Source organism: Thermocrispum agreste DSM 44070 (assembly GCF_000427905.1).
GTDB classification, from domain to species: Bacteria; Actinomycetota; Actinomycetes; order Mycobacteriales; family Pseudonocardiaceae; genus Thermocrispum; species Thermocrispum agreste.
In genome coordinates this window covers 14960-34192 of record NZ_ATYX01000006.1, presented here as the reverse complement: position 1 = coordinate 34192, position 19233 = coordinate 14960, and the positions used below count along the sequence as shown (strand labels likewise).

The 19233-nt window shown below is 67.8% G+C and carries 17 protein-coding genes; 11 read left to right on the top strand and 6 right to left on the bottom strand.

Annotation, left to right across the window (positions count from 1 at the left end; genetic code table 11):
• Positions 1-177: 177 nt before the first annotated feature.
• Positions 178-924, bottom strand: coding sequence for a DUF4328 domain-containing protein (locus YWY_RS0102325; protein ID WP_028846298.1), 747 nt, complete (start codon positions 922-924; stop codon positions 178-180).
• A gap of 743 nt (positions 925-1667) precedes the next feature.
• On the opposite strand from YWY_RS0102325, the gene YWY_RS19860 reads away from it, so the two are divergent.
• The 11 genes from YWY_RS19860 to YWY_RS19845 all read left to right on the top strand — a co-directional run bounded on the left by YWY_RS19860 (position 1668) and on the right by YWY_RS19845 (position 12328).
• A complete protein-coding gene (locus tag YWY_RS19860) occupies positions 1668-2450 on the top strand; it encodes a GntR family transcriptional regulator (RefSeq protein WP_051309560.1) in 783 nt (260 codons plus the stop codon).
• A complete protein-coding gene (locus tag YWY_RS0102310) occupies positions 2447-3901 on the top strand; it encodes an NAD-dependent succinate-semialdehyde dehydrogenase (protein WP_038044332.1) in 1455 nt (484 codons plus the stop codon). The genes YWY_RS19860 and YWY_RS0102310 overlap by 4 nt, the downstream gene beginning before the upstream one ends.
• A complete protein-coding gene (locus YWY_RS19855; RefSeq protein ID WP_084608833.1) occupies positions 3894-5573 on the top strand; it encodes a thiamine pyrophosphate-dependent enzyme in 1680 nt (559 codons plus the stop codon). The genes YWY_RS0102310 and YWY_RS19855 overlap by 8 nt, the downstream gene beginning before the upstream one ends.
• Positions 5557-6429, top strand: a complete 873-nt coding sequence (locus tag YWY_RS0102300; protein WP_245566029.1) for an ABC transporter ATP-binding protein — start codon at positions 5557-5559, stop codon at positions 6427-6429. Before YWY_RS19855 ends, YWY_RS0102300 begins: the two co-directional genes overlap by 17 nt.
• An 83-nt stretch (positions 6430-6512) precedes the next feature.
• Entirely contained in the window at positions 6513-7274 is a 762-nt protein-coding gene (locus tag YWY_RS0102295) for an ABC transporter permease (protein WP_028846294.1), read from the top strand.
• A gap of 83 nt (positions 7275-7357) precedes the next feature.
• Positions 7358-8401 (top strand): ABC transporter substrate-binding protein, encoded by a 1044-nt coding sequence (locus tag YWY_RS0102290; RefSeq protein ID WP_169725205.1) that lies wholly within the window; start codon positions 7358-7360, stop codon positions 8399-8401.
• Complete coding sequence (locus YWY_RS24855; RefSeq protein ID WP_028846292.1) at positions 8398-9117, top strand: aconitase family protein; 720 nt, start codon at positions 8398-8400, stop codon at positions 9115-9117. The genes YWY_RS0102290 and YWY_RS24855 overlap by 4 nt, the downstream gene beginning before the upstream one ends.
• A 135-nt stretch (positions 9118-9252) precedes the next feature.
• On the top strand, positions 9253-9693 hold the full coding sequence (locus YWY_RS24850) for an aconitase family protein (RefSeq protein ID WP_028846291.1): 441 nt from the start codon (positions 9253-9255) through the stop codon (positions 9691-9693).
• Positions 9680-10210, top strand: coding sequence for a LeuD/DmdB family oxidoreductase small subunit (locus YWY_RS0102275; RefSeq protein WP_038044331.1), 531 nt, complete (start codon positions 9680-9682; stop codon positions 10208-10210). The genes YWY_RS24850 and YWY_RS0102275 overlap by 14 nt, the downstream gene beginning before the upstream one ends.
• A gap of 130 nt (positions 10211-10340) precedes the next feature.
• A complete protein-coding gene (locus tag YWY_RS19850) occupies positions 10341-11168 on the top strand; it encodes an enoyl-CoA hydratase/isomerase family protein (RefSeq protein ID WP_169720989.1) in 828 nt (275 codons plus the stop codon).
• Positions 11165-12328, top strand: a complete 1164-nt coding sequence (locus tag YWY_RS19845; RefSeq protein ID WP_051309552.1) for a TetR/AcrR family transcriptional regulator — start codon at positions 11165-11167, stop codon at positions 12326-12328. The genes YWY_RS19850 and YWY_RS19845 overlap by 4 nt, the downstream gene beginning before the upstream one ends.
• A gap of 138 nt (positions 12329-12466) precedes the next feature.
• Here the strand turns inward: YWY_RS19845 and YWY_RS23030 are convergent, their stop codons facing one another.
• From YWY_RS23030 to YWY_RS0102240, 5 genes are all read right to left on the bottom strand, one after another.
• Positions 12467-13819 (bottom strand): alpha/beta hydrolase, encoded by a 1353-nt coding sequence (locus tag YWY_RS23030; RefSeq protein WP_156899075.1) that lies wholly within the window; start codon positions 13817-13819, stop codon positions 12467-12469.
• Between the two features lie 92 nt (positions 13820-13911).
• Positions 13912-15459, bottom strand: a complete 1548-nt coding sequence (locus YWY_RS0102255; RefSeq protein ID WP_028846289.1) for an acyl-CoA synthetase — start codon at positions 15457-15459, stop codon at positions 13912-13914.
• A gap of 121 nt (positions 15460-15580) precedes the next feature.
• Entirely contained in the window at positions 15581-17635 is a 2055-nt protein-coding gene (locus YWY_RS0102250; RefSeq protein ID WP_028846288.1) for a heavy metal translocating P-type ATPase, read from the bottom strand.
• Between the two features lie 83 nt (positions 17636-17718).
• Positions 17719-18480, bottom strand: coding sequence for a cache domain-containing protein (locus tag YWY_RS0102245; protein WP_051309548.1), 762 nt, complete (start codon positions 18478-18480; stop codon positions 17719-17721).
• On the bottom strand, positions 18477-19220 hold the full coding sequence (locus tag YWY_RS0102240) for a FadR/GntR family transcriptional regulator (protein WP_038044330.1): 744 nt from the start codon (positions 19218-19220) through the stop codon (positions 18477-18479). Before YWY_RS0102240 ends, YWY_RS0102245 begins: the two co-directional genes overlap by 4 nt.
• Positions 19221-19233 lie beyond the last annotated feature (13 nt).

The window sequence follows — 19233 nt, the reverse complement described above, 5'->3', positions numbered from 1 at the left end:
CATGCTGTCTGCCTGGGAAGTCTATGGCGTGGTGCACGCTTGCGGGCGGCTTTCCGCAATCGCGCCCACTGTCGGGCGTCTGCGCGAATGTTGGACGCGAGATTCCGCCGAAGCGTTCCCCGAACAGCGCTCGACCGAGCTGACAACGTGAGTCAGCTCGGTCGTGCGCAGGTGTGCTTACCGACGCTGGGCGGCAGCCATCTGCCAGCTGTCGATGCGCTGGATGATCGGCACCAGGAACACCGCGGCCCCGACAACTGCCAACGCTGACACGTACGCCGCCGCCACCCCGTTGGAGAACGTCGCGCTCGGCTGGGGCGAGGTCAACGTGGTCGCCAGGTCGTACACCGAGAACAACGAAGCGAACAACGACACGATCCAGCACGTCCACCAGCCGACCAGCAAACCACGACCACTGTTGTCGTCGTCCGGCTTGCTTGCCTGCCAGATCTCCGCGACCACGCGGTAGGGCAGCAACAGATTCACGCCGGGCACGAACCACGACCAGATCGCCTTCGGCCGTGAGTGGTCCAACTGCCAGTCGGCGACGGCGCCGGCAACCGTGCTTGCCCGCCACAGCCACACCAGGAACGCCACGACGGCCCCGAACCACATCACCGTGGTCAGGTCGTTGAACAACTCCCAGGCGGCGTAGTCGTTCGCGACGTCGACCGGCGCGGAGACCTCCGTGACCTCCGACGGGACGTCGTCGGGCAGTTCGGAGAAATCCGGGGTGTAGTCCGGGTCGCGCCCGGCCGCCAGGTCGTCGAGCTGGGCAAGCACCTCGTCCGACACGGTGGGCATGGTCAGCGTCAAGATCAAGTTCAGAATCGCCACGAACACGACGGACACCGCGGCGAGGGCGCCCCGGGTGCGCGTCAGCTCGACCTGCTCTGGTTGTGGCGTGATGTCGATGGTCGTCATTCCTTCCCGTCCTCTCTCGGCTCGGTCCACATGCAGCGACCGGAGAGGCGTGGATTTGGTTGGGGTACTCGTCGTCCGAAACGGAGCGGCGGTCATGGCGCCACTCGGGCGATGACCGGACGAACCGCCCGAAGTTGATCTCACGGCGGCCCGTCAGCGCCACGTTTGCGCAGTGCAGGTGGGTCGCCGGCATCTGGGGGGCTGCTCGGCGGATTCGTCGTCGAGGGCCTGGAGTTCCACGCGCTCTACCGCACGCACCTGGTGGGAGCCCGGCTGCGGCGAGCCGGACCGCCCGTCCCCACCGGTGGACTCCGCGATCTGGTCGGTGTCGACGGCGTTGCAAAGCCTGCTGGACAACGACGACGCGGCCGTCAGCAACGACCCGCTGTACCGGCCGGTCCGGTCGTGCCGTTCCCACTGGCGCTGTTCGCGCTGCCGGCGGCGTTCGAAGCGAGCCCCTGACACCTCGCAACGGCACCGGCGATCGATGCAAGAGCTGCTACGACGGCAAGCGCGCTGTTCACGGCGAGCCAGACCAAGTGATCTTTTCGCGGTTCGACACGCTCTCGGGGCAATCCGAGGCCGACCCCGAGCGGCAACCACGGCGGCACATCAGCTTCCGCAACCGGACGCGGCGCAACGTGCCCGACATCTCCCGGTCACCCCCGGCGTCCCTTTGGCCCCTTGACCGGAGAAAATACAACTGTATATTCACGTCGACAGGAGGATCAGCATTGAATACTTTGGCAGACGATCGCGACGATTCCGGCGCTTCCGACGGCTACGACACCCCCACGCTCGCCGAGCTCTGGCGGTCCCACCGGACCGCGGCGAACGCGAGCGAAGCCGTCTATCTCGCGCTGCGCGACGCGATAGCGGCCGGGTCCATCAAGCCCGGCGAGTACCTGCGGGAGCCGGTACTCGGTGAGCTGTTCGGCATCAGCCGCACACCGATCCGCGAAGCGCTGCTGCGCCTGGAAACCGAGGGTTTCCTCGAGCGGACCACCGGCCGCAGGCTGGTGGTGGCCAGCGTGACCCCGGAAGAAGTGCTGGACGTCTACGCCGTGCGGGAAGTGCTCAACGGGCTGGCCGCACGACTGGCCGCGGAGAACGCGTCGACCACCGACCTGATCCGGCTCCGCAGGCTGCACCGGGAAATGAAGTGGGCATTCGACGACGGCGACATCGCGCGGATGGCCAGCCTCAATTTCGACTTCCACGACGCCATCTGCGTCGCCTCCCGCAACGCGTTCCTGCTGGAGATGTTGCGGAAGGCCCACGACACGCACCACCGCTACCCCGGCTCGACCTTCTCATTGCCGGAGGAAGCCGCGAAGTCGATCGAGGAGCACGACGAGATCCTCCAGGCGATCGAGTCCGGCGACGCGAAGCGCGCCGAAGAACTGGCGCAGCATCACACGGCGCGGGCGCGACAGGCCCGCATCAAGATGCTCGACGGCACCGTCGAGGAGCAGCAGCGCCAACGCAAAGCACAGGAATCGGCGAAAGCGGAGAACAATTCATGACCAGCGACACCGCGTTGGCGAGCGAGCCGACATTGTTGATCAACGGTGCGTGGCGCAGCGCGCCGGCACGGTTCGACGTCCACGACCCGGCCACCGGCGAGCGAATCGGTTCGGCCGACGACGCGGGAGTCGACGACGCGGCGGCCGCGGTCGACGCTGCGGCTGCCGCTGCGGCCGCGTGGCGAGCGACCGCACCGGACGAGCGCGCCCGAGTACTGCGCGACGCCGCGGCCGCCATCACGGCCGACGCCGACCGGCTCAGCCTGCTGTTGACCAGGGAAAACGGCAAGCCGCTCGCAGAAGCGCGGGGTGAGCTGGGGAGTACCACCGGGGCGATGACCTGGGCGGCCGAGCAAGCCCGCAGGGCCGACGGCCGGGTGATCGACCTCGGCGGCAGCAGGCGCGGCGCGGTGCTCAAGCAGCCGGTCGGCATCACCGTGGCGATCTCGCCGTGGAACTTCCCGGCCAGCATGTTCCTGCGCAAGATCGCGCTGGCCCTGGCCGCGGGCTGCACGGTGATCGCCAAGCCCGCCGAACAAACTCCCCTCATCGCCAAGGCCTTGGTCGGCCACCTCGTCGAGGCCGGCCTGCCTGCCGGCGTGCTCAACCTGCTGACCACGTCGCAGCCCGATCCGCTGGTGAAGGCACTGCTGGCCGACCCCCGGGTGGCGAAGATCAGCTTCACCGGGTCGACCGAGGTCGGGTTGATGCTGCAGCGGCACGGCGAGGGCCTGCTGAAGCGAGTGGCGCTCGAACTCGGCGGCCACGCGCCGGCGATCGTGCTGCCCGACGCGGACGTCGACGAGACCGTCGCCGGCGTGGTGGCCTCCAAGTTCCGCACCAGTGGTCAGAGCTGCATCGCCACGAATCGCCTCTACGTCCACGGATCGCTCTACGAGAGGTTCTGCGCGGCGCTGGTCGAGCGTGTCTCCCGGCTACGGGTCGGCCCGGGCACCAGCGACGGCGTCGACCTCGGGCCGCTGATCGACGAGTCCGCCCTGCGCAAACTCGAGGAGCAGGTGGCCGACGCGGTCCGACTGGGCGCGAAGGTGCTGACCGGGGGCTCGCGGCTCACCGACGGCGAACTGGGCAACGGCGCGTTCTTCAGCCCCACCGTGCTGACCGACGTCAGCGACTCGGCCGTGCTGGCCCAGCAAGAGATCTTCGGTCCGGTGCTGCCGGTGTACTCCTACGCCGACGAGCAGGACGTGATCGCCAAGGCCAATGCCACCAGCTACGGGCTGGCCGCCTACCTCTACGGCGCCGACACCGGCCACCTGTGGTCGCTGGCCGAGCGGCTCGACTTCGGCGTCATCGGCATCAACGACCCGTTCCCGCTGGCACCGCAGTTGCCGTTCGGCGGCATGAAGAACAGCGGCATCGGCCGCGAGGGCGGTTTGGAAGGAATCGACGGTTTCCTCGAGACGAAGGCGGTGGCCCAGCGTGTCTGATCTCGCTTCGGGGGTGGGCAGCGAGGCGGTCGACGCGTCCGCTGTCACCAGCAACATCGGCGCGGACGGTGTCGCCGACCAGCTCGTCGCGGGCGGAGTGTCGACGTTGTTCGGCGTGCCCGGCGTCCAGCTCGACTTCTTCGTCGACGCGCTGGCCAGGCGGCAGGAGCTGCTGACGTTCATCTCGTGCCGGCACGAGCAGGGCGCGGCCCACATGGCCGACGGCTACGCCAGGGCGAGCGGCCGGCCGGGCGTGCTCGCGGCCGTCCCCGGCCCGGGCGTGCTGAACACGATGACCGGCCTGGCCACGGCGTTCTCCTGCTCGTCGCCGGTGCTCGCCCTCGCGGTGAACTTGCCGACCTGGGCCATCGACGGCGGCCGCGGCCTGCTGCACGAGATCCGCGCGCAGGAGACCGTGTTGCGTTCGGTGACCAAATCGGTCCGGGCGGTCCGCTCGGTCGGCGATCTGACCGCGGCCGTGTGCGACGGGCTGGTCGCGGTGCGCAGCGAGCGCCCCCAACCGGTCGCCATCTCCATCCCGGAGAACCTGTTCAAGGAGGAGCTCACGGGTTCCTCCGTCGCGGTCCCCGGCAGCCCCCGCCGCGTCGTGCCGGACCCGAAGTCCGTGGCTCGCGCCGCCGAGCTGCTGGCCTCCGCGGAGCGTCCGGTCATCCTCGTCGGCGGTGGCGTCGCCGCAGCGGACGCCAGCGACGCACTCGGCGCACTCGCTTCGAAGCTTCGCGCACCCGTGGTGACGACGGCCAACGGCCGTGGCGCGCTGTCCGACCGCCACCCGTGGACGCTCACCAGTCTCGGCGGGCGCGAAGTCATCCCCGCCTCCGACCTCGTGCTGATCGTGGGCAGCCGCGGTGTCCGGATGGACGGTTCACCGCTGGTCACCGACACCCCGACGATCCTGGTCAACGCCGACCCGGCGTACTTGGGCGCACCGCACCGGCCCACCGTCGCGCTGCACAGCGACGCCCGTCTCGGCCTGGAGGCGCTGGCGGCGGAGCTCGGCGAGACCCGCTCGATGTGGATCACCGAGGACGTCAACCGGATCCGCACCCGGTGTGCGGCGCAGATCGCCGAACTCGGCGAGATCTCCGAGTGGGTCGGCGCGCTGCGCGACGGCATGGCCGACGACGACATCCTGGTCGGCGAGCTGACCCAGGTCAGTTATCTGTCCCGGGTGGCGTTCCCGGTGTACCAGCCGCGCACCTACCTCTCCGCCGGCTACCAGGGCGCCCTCGGCTACGGCCTGGCGACGGCGATCGGCGCGCAGGTGGCTCGCCCCGACGTGCGCGCGGTGTCGATCTCCGGCGACGGCGGCTTCGCCTACGGCATGGCGGAACTGCTGACCGCGGTCGCCTACCGCATCCCGGCCACGTTCGTGGTCTTCAACGACGGCGCGTACGGCAACGTGCTGCGCACCCAGCTCGAGCAGTTCGACGGCCGAACGCTCGGGACCACCTTGCACAACCCGAATTTCGCCGACCTCGGTCGGGTGTTCGGGCTGGACAGCTTCACGGCAACGTCGCCGCGTCACCTCACCCAGCTGCTGAAAGAGGCGGCGACCGCTGATCGTCCGACGCTCGTCGAGGTTCCGGTCGGGGCCTTCCCTGACCCAGGCCCACTCGTTCGGGAGGGAAGCCATGTTCCGCAAACGTAGTCAGACCACCGCCCTTGCCGACCAACCCACCGAGACATCCGAACCAGGCGGCGGCTTCCCGCAGCTGTCCATGCCGTCACCGCTGCGGCTGACCGCACAGAACGTCACGCAGGTCTTCGGCGGCCGCGGCAAGCAACCCGTGGTGGCGCTGGAGAACTTCTCCCTGGACGTCGAGCCCGGGGAGCTGGTGGCCATCGTCGGGCCGAGCGGGTGCGGGAAGACGACGTTGCTGCACGCGTTCGCCGGCCTGATCAAGCCCACCGCGGGCGAGATCCGGGTCGGCGGGCAGCAGCTCAAGTCGCCGCGGCGGGACGTGTCGATGATGTTCCAGGCGCCGACCCTGCTGCCCTGGAAGACCGTGCTCGGCAACTGCTTGTTGCCCCGCGAGCTCGAGCACCGCATCGACGAGGACGACCGCAAGCGAGCCAGAGAACTGCTCACCTGGGCAGGTCTGGGCGACTTCACCGACCGCAGACCGCACGAGCTGTCCGGCGGGATGCAGCAGCGGGTGGCGATCTGCCGCGCGCTGATGGCCAACCCGTCGGTGTTGCTGCTCGACGAACCGTTCGGCGCGCTGGACGCCATGACCCGCGAACAGATGAACGTCGACCTGCGGCGCATGTGGGCCGCCAGCGGTGTCACCACGGTCCTGATCACACACGACATCTCCGAAGCCGTTTACCTGGCCGGACGTGTCGTGGTGCTCTCGCCGCGGCCGGGACGAATCCTGGAAATCATCGACGTCCCGCTGCCCAAGGACCGGGACGTGTCGCTCATCCAGTCGCCGGAATTCGCGCAGACGTGTGGACACATCCGCTCCTACTTCATCCGGGAGGACCGCCATGCAGGTGTCTGAGCAGCGCAAACCCGACACGGAACCGGAGCACACCGAACGACTGGACACTGAAGCGGCAGCGGCTCTGCTCGACGGCGTGCGTGATGGGGGGGAAGGGCGGGCGCACGCTGCGCAAGGTGGCGCCGCCGGTGCTGCTGGCCGTCGTGGTGGCGGCAGGCTGGGAGTTCCTGCCGGGGATCCTCGGCCTGGAGAAGTTCATCCTGCCGCCGTTGTCCGACGTGCTCGCCCAGTTCGGCTCCGCGTTCCTGCTCGACCAGATGTGGACCAACGGCTTGGTGACGTTGCAGGAGACCCTGCTCGGCCTGCTGCTCGGCTCGGTGGTCGGCATCGTCGGCGGGCTCGTGCTCGGCGAGTCGGCGATCGCCAGGGCCACGTTCTACCCCTACCTGGTCGCGTTGCAGTCGTTGCCCAAGATCGCGCTCGCTCCGCTGTTCGTGATCTGGTTCGGCTTCGGCACCACGCCGAAGGTGCTGGTCGCGGCGACACTGACGTTCTTCCCGCTGCTGGTCAACACGATGAGCGGTGTGCTCAGCGTCGACCGGGCCCGGGCGCAACTGTTCCGTTCGCTGTCCGCATCACGACGACAGACCTGGACCAAACTCCTGCTGCCGTCCGCCCTGCCGTCGGTGCTAGCGGGGTTCGAGGTCGCCACCGTGCTCGCCCTGCTCGGTGCGGTGCTGGGTGAGTTCGTCTCCGCGCAAGAAGGACTCGGCGTCCTGCTGCTGCAACAACAAACCAACTACGACACCGCGGGCGTGTTCGCCACCTTGATGGTGCTGGCCGCCATCGGCGTCGTGCTCAACCAAATCGCCGTGCAGCTGCGCAAGCGGCTTGTCTTCTGGTGACCGGTGAAAGGAGAGGAATCGTCGTGAGCATTCTGCGGACAATGAGGTCCGCCGCCCGACTCTCGCTGGCGGTCCTGACATGCGTGGCAACAGCCGCTCTCGGCGCGTGCGCCGACGACAGCGGCCCCGGCGGTGACGGCAAGACCGTGACCTTCGGTGTCTCCGCCACCGCGCCAGGCGGCAACATGCTGCAGCTCGCCGTCGCGCAGGCACAAGGCTACTTCGAAGAAGAAGGCATCACGGTCCGGCCGGTCTTCCTCGGCGCGGGCGGCAAGGTGGTGCAGGCACTGGCGTCCGACAAGGTGCAGATCGGCACGGCAACGCCGGACCTGGTGCTGCAGGCCACGGAAAAGGGCCAGGACATCCGGATGTTCTACAACTGGACGTTCACCAACGTCACCCAGTTCGCCGTGTTGCCGGACAGCCCGGTCAAGTCGATCGCCGACCTGAAGGGCAAGACCGTCGGCGTGCAAGATCTCTCCTCCGGCCCGACCCAAGTGGCCAAGGCGGCCGCGGTCAAGGCGGGCCTGGACCCGAACCGCGACCTGAAGTTCGTCGCGGTGGGCTCCGGCGCGCCCGCGCTGGATGCGCTGAAGCGGCACCGGGTCGACGTGCTGGTCGCCTACGACACCTTGTTCGCGGCGATGACGTCCGGCACCGGCGAGGAGCTTCGCCTGTTCCAGCCGGAGTACATCAAGGATCTGTTCGCCTCCAGCCTGACCGCGCAGAAGGAATGGCTCGACGAGAACTCCGACCTCGCCGCGGCGTTCGGCCGCGCGTGGGCCAAGGCATCGGTTTACGCGGAAGCCAACCCGGAAGCGAGCATCGAGATGATGTTCCAGCGCTACCCGAACAGCAAGGTCGGCGCGGACGACGACGCCGCGATGAAGGCGGCCATGGCGCAGTTCACCATCCGGCAGCAGTCGCTGTACGGCGGCGGCGAGCCGCCCGCCGAGCAGACATGGGGCGAGTACTCGGAGGAATCGGTGCAGAAGTGGATCGACTTCGCCACCGAGCACAAGCTCGTCGGGCCGGGCATCAAGCCGGACCAGGTCTACACCAACGAGCTGGTCGAGAAGTTCAACGACTTCGACCCGGAGAAGATCAAGAAGGCGGCCAAGTCATGAGACAGACCGTCGCGCAGAAGATCATCGCGCGCGCCGCGGGGACGGAGACGGTCGAGGTCGGCGACTATGTGACGGTCACGCCCAACTACACGGTGATGCAGGACATCTACTTCTACAAGAACATCAAGATCTTGGAGAAGCTGGGCGTCCACGAGATCGCCTACCCCGACAAGGTCATCGCGGTGCTGGACCACACCCCGCAGGCCGCGCACGGGTCCATCTACGTGGACCGCAACCGGGAGAGCCGGGAGTTCGCCCGCCGGACCGGGTTCGACAACTTCTTCGACGTCGGCCGGGCCGGGTTGCGCCACCTGATCATGGTCGAGCAGGGCTTCGCCCGGCCGGGGCTGCTGGTGTTCTCCGACGAGCCGAACATCTCCAGCATCGGGGCGGTCGGCGCGCTGAACGTACCGATCAGCACCGAGGTGATCGTGTCGATGGTGCGCGACTCCAACTGGGTGCGGGTGCCCGCCAGCGTCCGCTTCGAGCTGGTGGGGTCGCTGCCACCGGGCGTGTGGGTCCGGGACCTCGTGCAGGCGATCTGCCACGACTACGGCGGCGGCGACGGGCTGATCCAGCGGTGCGTCGAGTTCGGCGGGCCGGCGCTGTCGACGTTGAGTCTCGACAGCAGGCAGGGACTGCTGGCCGGGATGTATCACGCAGGCGCGGACACCGCCCTCGCCGACGTGGACGACGTGGCGTTGGCGTACGTGTAGGAGCGGGCGGACGGGCGGCCGTACGAGGTCTTCACGGCCGACGCGGATGCCGAGTACGACGAGGTCAGGACGTGGGACCTCAGCGCGCTCGAACCGTTCGTCACCGCGCCGCCGAAGCACGCCGACGTCGTCCCGGTGTCGGACGTCAGCGGTCGCCGTATCACTCAGGCGACGATCGGGTCGTGCGCAAGCAATCTGCTCGACGACCTGCGTGCGGCGGCCGAGGTGCTGCGTGATCATCCGGTCGCCCCCGGCGTGACCATGTACATCACGCCGGGCAGCCCCGCGGTGTACTCGCAGGCGGCGCGGGAGGGTCTCATCGAGTTGTTCACCGAGCGCGGCGCGACCGTCCTCTCCCCCGGCTGCACCACGTGCTGGGGCTACCTGGGCGCGCTGGGCGACGGTGACGTCACCATCTCGACCAATCAGGAGCACTACCCGGGGCGCGCGGGGAGCAGGAAGGCCGACATCTACCTGTCCAGTCCGTACGTGGTCGCAGCGTCGGCCGTGGCCGGGGAGATCACCGATCCGCGGCCGCTGCTGGCCCGGGAAGGGAAACCGCATGTCCACAGCTAGTTCCACGGTGCTGCGCGGCCGGGTGTGGAAGTTCGGCGACTGGGTCAGCGGCGACGACGGGATCGTGCGGTTCTCCGAACTGCGCAATTTCGCCGACGACCACGATCCGGCGGAGCTGGCCAGGCACTGCTTCGCCGGATTGGTGCCCAACTTCGCCGAGCGCGTGACCCCCGGCGACATCGTGGTGGCCGGGCGCGGCTTCGGGATTCCCAGCCATCCCCCGGCGCCGATGGCGCTGCGGGCGGCCGGCATCGCGGCGGCCGTCGTGGAGTCGACCGACACCGCGTTCATCCGCCGCTCGTTGAACGCGGGGCTACCGGTGGTGACCTGCCCGGGCATCACGGACGCGGCGAACGAGGGCGACGTGCTGGAGGTCGATCTGGCCGCCGGGCGGGTGACGGTCAACGGCACGGTGTTCGCGGTCAAGCCGTTCGCTCCGGCCATGCTCGAGGTCGTCGACAGCGGCGGCCTGGTGCCCTATCTGGCGCGGTATCTCGCCGGCAATGCGCGCGCCTGAACCTCTGCGTGAATGACGGTTAGGTCACAGCAAATCCAGTAGCACCTCGGGTAGCCTTCTGGTGACTGCATACGTCGAATGACGTGAACTATGATAAGTCACCGGAGGGTTAGCGATGGCGGAGCGGTTCGTGCGGCTCGAGCTTGACGGCGGAATCGCCACGGTGACGCTCGACCGTCCGCCGCGCAACGCGCTCAGCCTGGCGTTGATCGATCAGCTCGTGGCGGCGTTGCGGCAGTGCGGGCGCGACCCCGAGGTGCGCGCGGTGATCCTCACCGGGGCGGGCGACATGTTCTGCGCGGGCGTCGATCTGCTCGACGGGGCAGCGTCGATTCGCACGTTGGTCGACGACGACGGCGGGGATCGCCCGGGTTACCTCGAGCCTGCCGGCCGCGTCACTGCGGTGATCGACCAGCTGCCCGTTCCCGTGGTGGCCGCGATCAACGGCGATGCGGCAGGTGGCGGCGCCACGATCCCGCTCGCCGCCGATCTCCGGTTCGCGGCCGAGGGCGCACGGTTCGTCTTTCCCTTCACGCGTCTCGGCGTGTGCCCGGAGGGTGCGTCGACGTACTACCTGCCTCGCCTCGTCGGACCGGCTGTCGCGGCAGACTGGCTGTTGTCCGGTCGCCCGGTCGACAGCGCAGAAGCGCACGCCTGCGGACTGGTCAACCGCGTCGTAGGTGCTGACGAGCTTCTTCCCGCGGCGCGCGAGTGGTGCGAGCAACTCGCTGCACGCACTTCCGCGACCGCGGTGGCGCGTACTCGCACCCTGCTTCGATCCGCACCTGGCACGCGCGCCGGTGCGTCGGCGGCGGAAAGCTCGACCATCGCCGACCTCGCTCACGAACCCGATTGCCTGGAGGGCGTTGCCGCGTTTCTCGAGCGTCGCCGACCGCGCTTCGGCGGGCGCCCTACAGTAGGTGCGCACCGGAACGGCCAAGGGGGGACATCGACGTGACGAAAGCCGTCACGGACACCACGGGCGAGAAGGCGACCAACCGTCCGCGGCAGCGGCCACGCGATCGGAAGAACCGCATCCTCGCGGCAGCGGCGCAGCGGTTCTGGACGCTCGGCTACCACCAGGTCTCCATGGCGGACATCGCCGCCGACGTGGACATCACGGCCAGTGCCCTGTACCGGCATTTCCGCGGCAAGCAGGATCTCCTCCTCGCGGTGCTGGACGAGCAGCTGCGCGCCATCGAGGAGGTCGACCCGGCACGCGCCGATGATTTCGCGGCCGAGTTCATCGATGTCTGCCTGCGGCAGCGGGAATTCGGCGTGCTGTGGGAGCGCGAGTCCGGCCACCTCCCGGACGACGAACGGGACCGATTGCGGCACCGGATCCGCGTCCTCGCGGAGCGGGCGGGTGCCGACATCGAGGACCGGTCCACCGCCGACGTGCGGTCGTGGGCGATCCTGTCGGTTCTGGAAAGCCAGTCCTACTACCACGGGCCGCTGGATCTGGCGCACGTCAAGGACGTGCTCACCCGGGCGGTCTCGGCGATTTCGACGACCCCGCTTCCGCCGGACGAGCGCGTGCTGGTGGAGCGTGCCGACGGCATCCGGCCGGCATCGCGCCGGGAGCATCTGCTGGCCGTGGCGGTGAAGTTGTTCGCGGAGCGCGGCTATCCGTCGGTGGGCTTGGACGACATCGGTGCCGCGGCAGGCATCGCCGGTCCCAGCGTGTACAACCACTTCACCACGAAGGTCGATGTGCTGTCCGCGGCACTGAACCGAGGCAACGAGACGCTGTGGCTCGGGCTGCACCAGGTTCTCTCCGCGGCATCGACACCCGCCGAGGCGCTCGACGGCCTGGCCCGGCACTACACCGAGTTCACCGTGGCCAACAGCGACATCGTCACCATCCTGATCGCCCAGACGATCAACTTGCCCGAGGACCGCATGTCGGTTTTCCGCCGGGCCCAGCGTGACTACCTCACCGAGTGGGTCACGCTGCTTCGCGGTGCCCGCCCCGAGGTCAGCGAGGACGACGCGGCCGTTCTGGTCCGGGCCGCCATCACGTTGATCAACAGCCTGGCCCGCATCCCCCACCTGCGGACGAAACCCGGCCACGTCGGCAACACGACCAGGCTTGCCCAGGCCGTGCTGCGCGCATAGCGGCCCCGCTTACCCGGGCCCTGCCAGACGCACAGCGCCCCCACCTGCCCGGCCCGCGTCGTGGCGGCCCCGCTTACCCAGCCCGCGCCGGGCACACAGCGGCCCGTGGCACCGGGTGGCGCCACGGGCCGCCTGCCGCTACAAGGTGGCGAGGATTTCGTTGGGCAGCGTGCCGAGCACGGCGTTGTTCGCATTGCCGATCCGGCGCAGCAGCTCGGCGGTGATCGGGACGGGATTCTGCTGCGTCCCGATCCCCGGCACCTGGTCGGCGACACCGACGGCGGCGTCACTGGCCGGCAACACCGCGCGCACGAACGCCGCGTTGGCCGCCTTCGCGATCGGGTCCAGCGGCGTCGGCTTCGGCGCAGGCACCTCGGGGATCACGCCCGGCCGGGTGTTCTTCGTCCCGGCTCCGCCGACGTGCCGGTCGACGAAGTCCATGATCTTCGCGTTGGTGGTGGCCGCACCCAGCTCCAGGGTGATGTCGTGCCCGGTGTTCGCGGGTGCGTACGCCTCGACGGTGGCCTTCGGGCCGTACCAGCCCCGCTCGTAGGCGGCCAGCTGAGCGTCGGACGCGCAGTCGGTACTGCCGAATCCGCAGAAGAGGTCGTCACGTTGGCCGGTGACCACGAAGACCGGGATGTCGAGGGTCCGGTCGACGTTGTTGGTGTTGTACATCGACGCGCCAGTGACCAGGTCGACCAGCGTTTTGGTGGTCTTGTGCTTCTCGTCCAGCGCGATGATCTCGGGGTCGACGTTCGCGGCGTTGTAGAAGTTCTTCCGCGAACCGGGAATGCTCGTGACGTACAGCGGGTCGAGTCCGGAGCCAGCGAACTTGGGATCGAAGATCGCGGAGTAGTTGCGTCCGATCACCTTGATCGGCCCGCCCGCGACCTCGATGGTGTGCGTGAAACCGGTGGTGACGAGAGCGTCGATGTCCTTGAACTGCCCGGCTGCCGACGAAATGGTGAGCGAACCCAGGCTGTGCCCGACGCCGACGACTTTGCTGAACTTGTGCCCGAGCTGTCCGGAGCGCAGCGCCCGCACGACCTTGTGCACCGTCTTCACGCTGGCCTGAAACGTGGAGAAGACGCTGACGGGTTTGATGGACGCACCCGACCCCATCGGGTCGATGGCCAGCGTGGCGTACCCGGCCTTGTTGGCGGCACGCACGTAGGAGTAGGTGTCCGGCTTGTACGGCATTTGCCAGTAGGTGCGGTCGTAGGTGTAGCCCGGTACCAGTAGCTGAACCGTCGTGGCGCCGTCCGGGACGCACAGAGTGCCGGAGATCGCGCCGGACTGCGTGCCGACCTTGACGGGAACTTCGACGTTCTTGCACTGCGTCGCCGGTGCCGCCGCCGGTTCGCCGACGGCCGGCACCGCGACGCCGATCGCGGCCAGCGCGACCGCGACGGCAAGGGTCAGTTTGCCTTTCTGCGCATGCTGCTTCCTCGTGATAACTGGATGACAAAAAATGCGCGCAGGAGTCACCGAGCAGCCGTCCCCGCTGGGACGGCTGCCACATCAGGTGGCCAGCGCGAAGGGAGCGGAGCCCAGCTCCGCCGACGGGCCGCTAGCTGGAGTCAGTGCACGGCACGGTGATGCTGATCCCAGTGCCTGCGACGAAGCTCCCTTTTGAGGATCTTGCCGGCACCGGACAGCGGGAGCGCATCGACGAATTCGGCACTGCGGGGGGCCTTGTACCCGGCGATGTGTTGCTTGCAGAACTCCCGCAGTTCTTCCGCCGTGGTCTGCTCGCCGGGACGCAGCACGACCACGGCGTGAACGCGTTCGCCGAGGTCGTCGTCGGGTACGCCGATGACCGCGCAGGACTCGACGGCCGGGTGCTGTGCGACGACCTTCTCGACCTCGACGCTGTAGACGTTCTCTCCCCCGCTGACGATCATGTCTTTGATCCGGTCGACGATGTAGACGTAGCCGTCATCGTCCATGTAGCCGCCGTCGCCGGTGTGCATCCAGCCGTCCCGGACCGCGGCGGCGGTGGCCTCCGGCTGGTTCCAGTAGCCCAGCATGACGTGCCCGCCGCGGCAGACGACTTCGCCGACGGTTCCCCGGGGCACTTCGTTGTCGTGCTCGTCCACGATGCGCACCTCGGCGTGCGGCGCGGCCTTGCCCGCGGCGCGGCGATGCGCCGGGTCGTGGTGGTCCTCCGGCAGCAGCAGCGTGGCGACGGGCGACAGCTCGGTCATCCCGTAGGCCTGGACGAATCCGGCGTTGGGGAACAGCTTCATCGCCTTCTCCAACACCGGTTCGGAGATCGGCGAGGCACCGTAGATCATGTGCCGCAGGCTGGACAGGTCGTACGAGCCCGCGTCGGGCTGGTTGACCAGCATGCCGATCATCGTGGGTACCAGCAGTGTGGTGGTGATCTGGTGTTCGCTGAACGCGCTGAGCACGGCGACCGGGTCGAACGCGGGCACCATGACGTGCGTACCGCCCAGCGCGGTCTGCGCAGCCCAGGCCGCACCGTCGGCGAGATGGAACATGGGAGCGGCGTGCAGCAGCCGTCCGCCCGGTTCACAGAAGTGGCCGGTGGCCGCCGACCCGAGGGCTGAGGTCAACAGGTTGGCGTGACTGAGCATGACGCCCTTGGGGTTACCCGTCGTGCCGCCCGTGTAGTAAATGCCGGCTAAGGCTTCCCCGCCACGGCGCGCGTCTTCGACGGGGTCAGCCTGGGCGATGAGATCCTCGAACCCCAGCATGCCCTCCGGCGGATCGCCCTCACCGCAGTAGATCACCGTCGTCAGGCCGCGGTGTGCCTCACGGAGGGCGGGAACCAAAGCGGAGAAAGTCTCGTCGACCACGAGGACGCGGGCCTCGCATTCGATCAATGAGTAGCTGATCTCGGCTGCCGCCCAGCGGATGTTGACCGGCACGAACACCGCATCCGCCCAGGGGACAGCCAGCAGGAACTCGGAGTAGCGGTCGGAGTTCAGCGACAGGATCGCCACCCGATCTCCGCTGCCGACGCCATTCTCTCGCAGCGCTCCGGCAAGTCGCGCCACACGGTCGGCAGTTTCGACGAAGGTTCGGACCCGGCCCGCGAAGACCGTCGAAGGCTCGTCGGGGGTCTGCTGCGCCGAACGGTGTAATCCCTGTGTCAGGTACATCTTTGCTGCCCATCCTCGCCACTCGTGTGAACGTCCGAAAGTTCCACAGGGTGCTAAGACGACCAACTCTCTGCTGGCTGTCAAGCACTTGTTCGGCTACATGTGAATGCCGGATAGTTGCTCACGACGCCGGCCGAAGGTTGACGCGGCGCAACAGCTGAGCGTTGAGGGCGACGATGATGGTGGACAGGCTCATGAGCACAGCCCCAACGGCCATTGGCAGCACGAACCCGGCCCACGCCAGCACGCCAGCCGCGAGGGGGATGGCGACGAGGTTGTAGCCGGCGGCCCACCAGAGGTTCTGCAGCATCTTGCGGTAGCTGGCCGCCGACAGACGCATAACGGCCACGACCGCACGCGGGTCGTTGGCCGCGAGCACTATGTCCGCGGATTCAATGGCGACGTCGGTGCCCGCGCCGATGGCGATGCCCACGTCGGCGCGAGCTAACGCCGGGGCGTCGTTGACGCCGTCGCCCACCATGGCCACCGTGTGCCCTCGGCGCTGCAGCTCACTGACCGCCTTGTCTTTGTCTTCGGGCAGGACCTCGGCAAACACTTCGTCGATGCCGAGGTCATCCGCAACGGTGTCAGCGACCTCCTGGGCGTCACCGGTGATGAGCGCGACCTTCACCCCGAGTCGATGAAGGGCATCGATCGCGCCCGCCGACTCCGACCTGACCTGATCCTCCAGCGCCAGTGCGCCGATCACGTCGTCGTCCCGAACGACATACAGCACGGCGGCCCCTCGTCGCTTCCACCCGTCAACCTGGGAATGGAGCTCACGAGGGATATCCCAACCCTTTTCACGCAACAGATTTGGACCGCCGACGGCGACGGCCTGACCGTCTACCATGCCAAGCACGCCACGCCCAGTCATCGCGCGCGCGTTGACGACGCCTCGTGACGTGACGCCCCGGTCGCGAGCGGCGGTGACGATGGCGCGGGCCAGCGGGTGTTCGCTTTCCGCTTCGACGCCGGCGGCCAGCGCCAGCAACTCATCTTCGGTGCTCTTCACCGCCGCGACGTCGGTGACTACATGCTCACCCTTGGTGAGGGTGCCGGTCTTGTCGAAGAGGACCACGTCGACTTCACGCGTGCGCTCGAGCGCGAGCCGATCCTTGACCAGAATGCCGTTGCGCGCGGACTTCGACGTGGAGATCGAGATGACCAGCGGGATGGCCAGGCCAAGAGCGTGCGGGCAGGCGATGATGAGCACTGTCACCGAACGCACGACCGCCGCGTCCCCATCGCCAAGCAATGCCCACACCACGACGGTGACTGCCGCCACCGCGAGCGCGACGTAGAACAGCAATGCCGCTGCACGGTCGGCAAGCACCTGAGTGCGTGACTGCGACGCCTGTGCCTCGGCGACCAAGCGCTGGATGCCCGCGAGCGCTGTGTCTTCGCCGACGGCATCGACCCGAATCCGGATCGAACTGTCGGTGGACACGCTTGCCGCGATGACACGCTCACCCTCGCCGCGGGCCACCGGTCGCGATTCGCCGGTGATCATGGATTCGTCCAGCTCGGCCGCGCCTCCGACGATCGTGCCGTCCGCGGGCACCCGCCCACCCGGCCGAACCAGCACGATGTCGCCAACCGCGAGATCGGCGATCCGCACCGTTTCCATCTGACCGTCGTGGCCGATGCGCTCGGCTTCGTCCGGCAGCAGCTCAACGAGCGCCGCGAGCGCGCCGCGAGCCTGGCCGATGGCGCGCATCTCCATCCAGTGCCCGAGCAACATGATCACGATCAGAAGGGAGAGCTCCCACCACACTTCGACGTCGAACAGGCCGAAACTGGCGGCCAAGCTGGACACGAACGCCACGGTGATCGCCATGCCGATCAGCAGCATCATGCCGGGCTGGCGAGCGCGCAGCTCGTGCACCGCTCCGACCAGGAACGGCCCACCGCCATACACGAAGATGAACGTGCCCAACACCGGCGCGATGAGCTCAGATCCCGGGAACTGAGGCGCCTGGTAGCCGAACCACATCTGCACGGTGTCGGCGTAGATCACCAGGGGGATCGTCAGCAGCAGGGACAACCAGAAGCGATCCCGGAACATCTCCGGCGAGTGTCCCGCATGCTCGTCATGTCCACCGTGGGCGCCGTGGTCGTGGTGCTGCTCCCCCGACGTCGCGGGCTCGACATGGTGGTGCGGATGATGGTCCATGACGTCCGCTCCCGTGCTTCGAAGGCAACCCAACGATACCCCCACGGGGTATCAGGCGCATGGCAAGAAGCGGCTGACGAAGCTCACCGCGGCTTTCGGGCATCGCCTTGCCCGCTAGCCAGGGCCAACCACCACCCAGTCCAGTCGCTGAGCGGCACGACGGAGTGAAAGTTCGCGGGATCATCCGCAGGGTGAGCCGGCAACCGGTCCCCGGGTATCCAGCGCACCGAGTTAGCCGCGACTACTATGCGATCGGCGTTGGCCAACACTGCATCCTCGTCGAGGCGCTGCAAAATCTTCACGAACTCGGTTTCGGCCTTATGAACGAGCACATCGGTGGCAACGACGCCTAGCAGTTTACCGTCCGATCGCACCGGCGCACTAAAAGTGAGCACGAAGTGGTTTGACCCCGAGTAATCGAGGTACGGACCGGTGAGCACCTGCGCACCATACGTTACCGCTCGGACGTACCACTCCATAGTTACGTACTCGTAGGAATCCGGGTCACTGTGGTCGATGTTGAGCCGGAGACGGTAAATCTTTCCGTTCTTTCGCTGCAACCACAGCATGTATCGCTCGTGCCCGTCAACGACGCCCGGCGCGGCGATGAATCCGTGTCCCACCATGCGGTCGACTTGGCGGATAGCCGATTCAACCTGGCTCGCCAGCGAACTCACCTCAGTGCCACTGAACCCATTACGCCGCGCTGACGGCCGTGCCCACATCTCTGTGAGCCGTCCGGCCAACTCATTCATCGGCTCCAGTTGCGCATTGAGCACAGCCGACAGCCGCGCGGCTACCTCGGGCAGCGCGGCCGCCTGATCTGTATGCCCCTGTTCGATCACGATCGGTCCTCCTCCCCCTCCACCAGTTTCAAGTGCAACCCTGCCAGACGACGTAGGTTCTGCAGAACGTGGTTCTCGGCCACAGCCTGCGCCCGCGTGGGGTTCTGCTCAGCGATCGCGCCCGCTATCTCGCGGTGCTCTTCCACGATCGCCACAGCTTCGGCCTCGTCGAGTTCGGATAGCCAAAGCAACCCGACGGTTTCGGCCTGCAGCGACACTTCCCGGCGAGTCAATCGTTCGGATCGAGTAGCGATGGCCACCTCGATGTGGAACCTGCTGTCGGCCCGCATGCAGGCCCCACGAGTCGCAGCGGAGTCCATCCGATCGACCAACGCGAGCAATTTGGTCACACTTGAATCGGACGCTCGCTCAGCGGCAAGACGAGCCGCCAAAGACGTGATCGCTCGCTGCTCATCGCAGATGTCTCGCAACGCCGACACAGGAAGCCCGGCAAGGCGCGCGCGGTCTGGGGTTTCGTCAGGTTCGATCGATCGAGTCACGAACGTGCCGCCGTTGCGCCCTCGCTTGGTTTCGACCAAGCCGCGATCGCGCAAGACCGCGATGGCATCGCGCAGAGTCATCGGCGAGACCCCAAGTTGCTCGGCGAACTCGCGCTCTGGCGGCAAGCGGTGCCCATTAGCGACCAGGCCCAGCTGGATCGCCTCGGTCAGCCGGGCCGTGAGTTCGTCGGCCCGCCCGCCGGAGTTCAACGGGGCGATCAAGGCAGCGCGCTCACCCATCACGGAATGACCG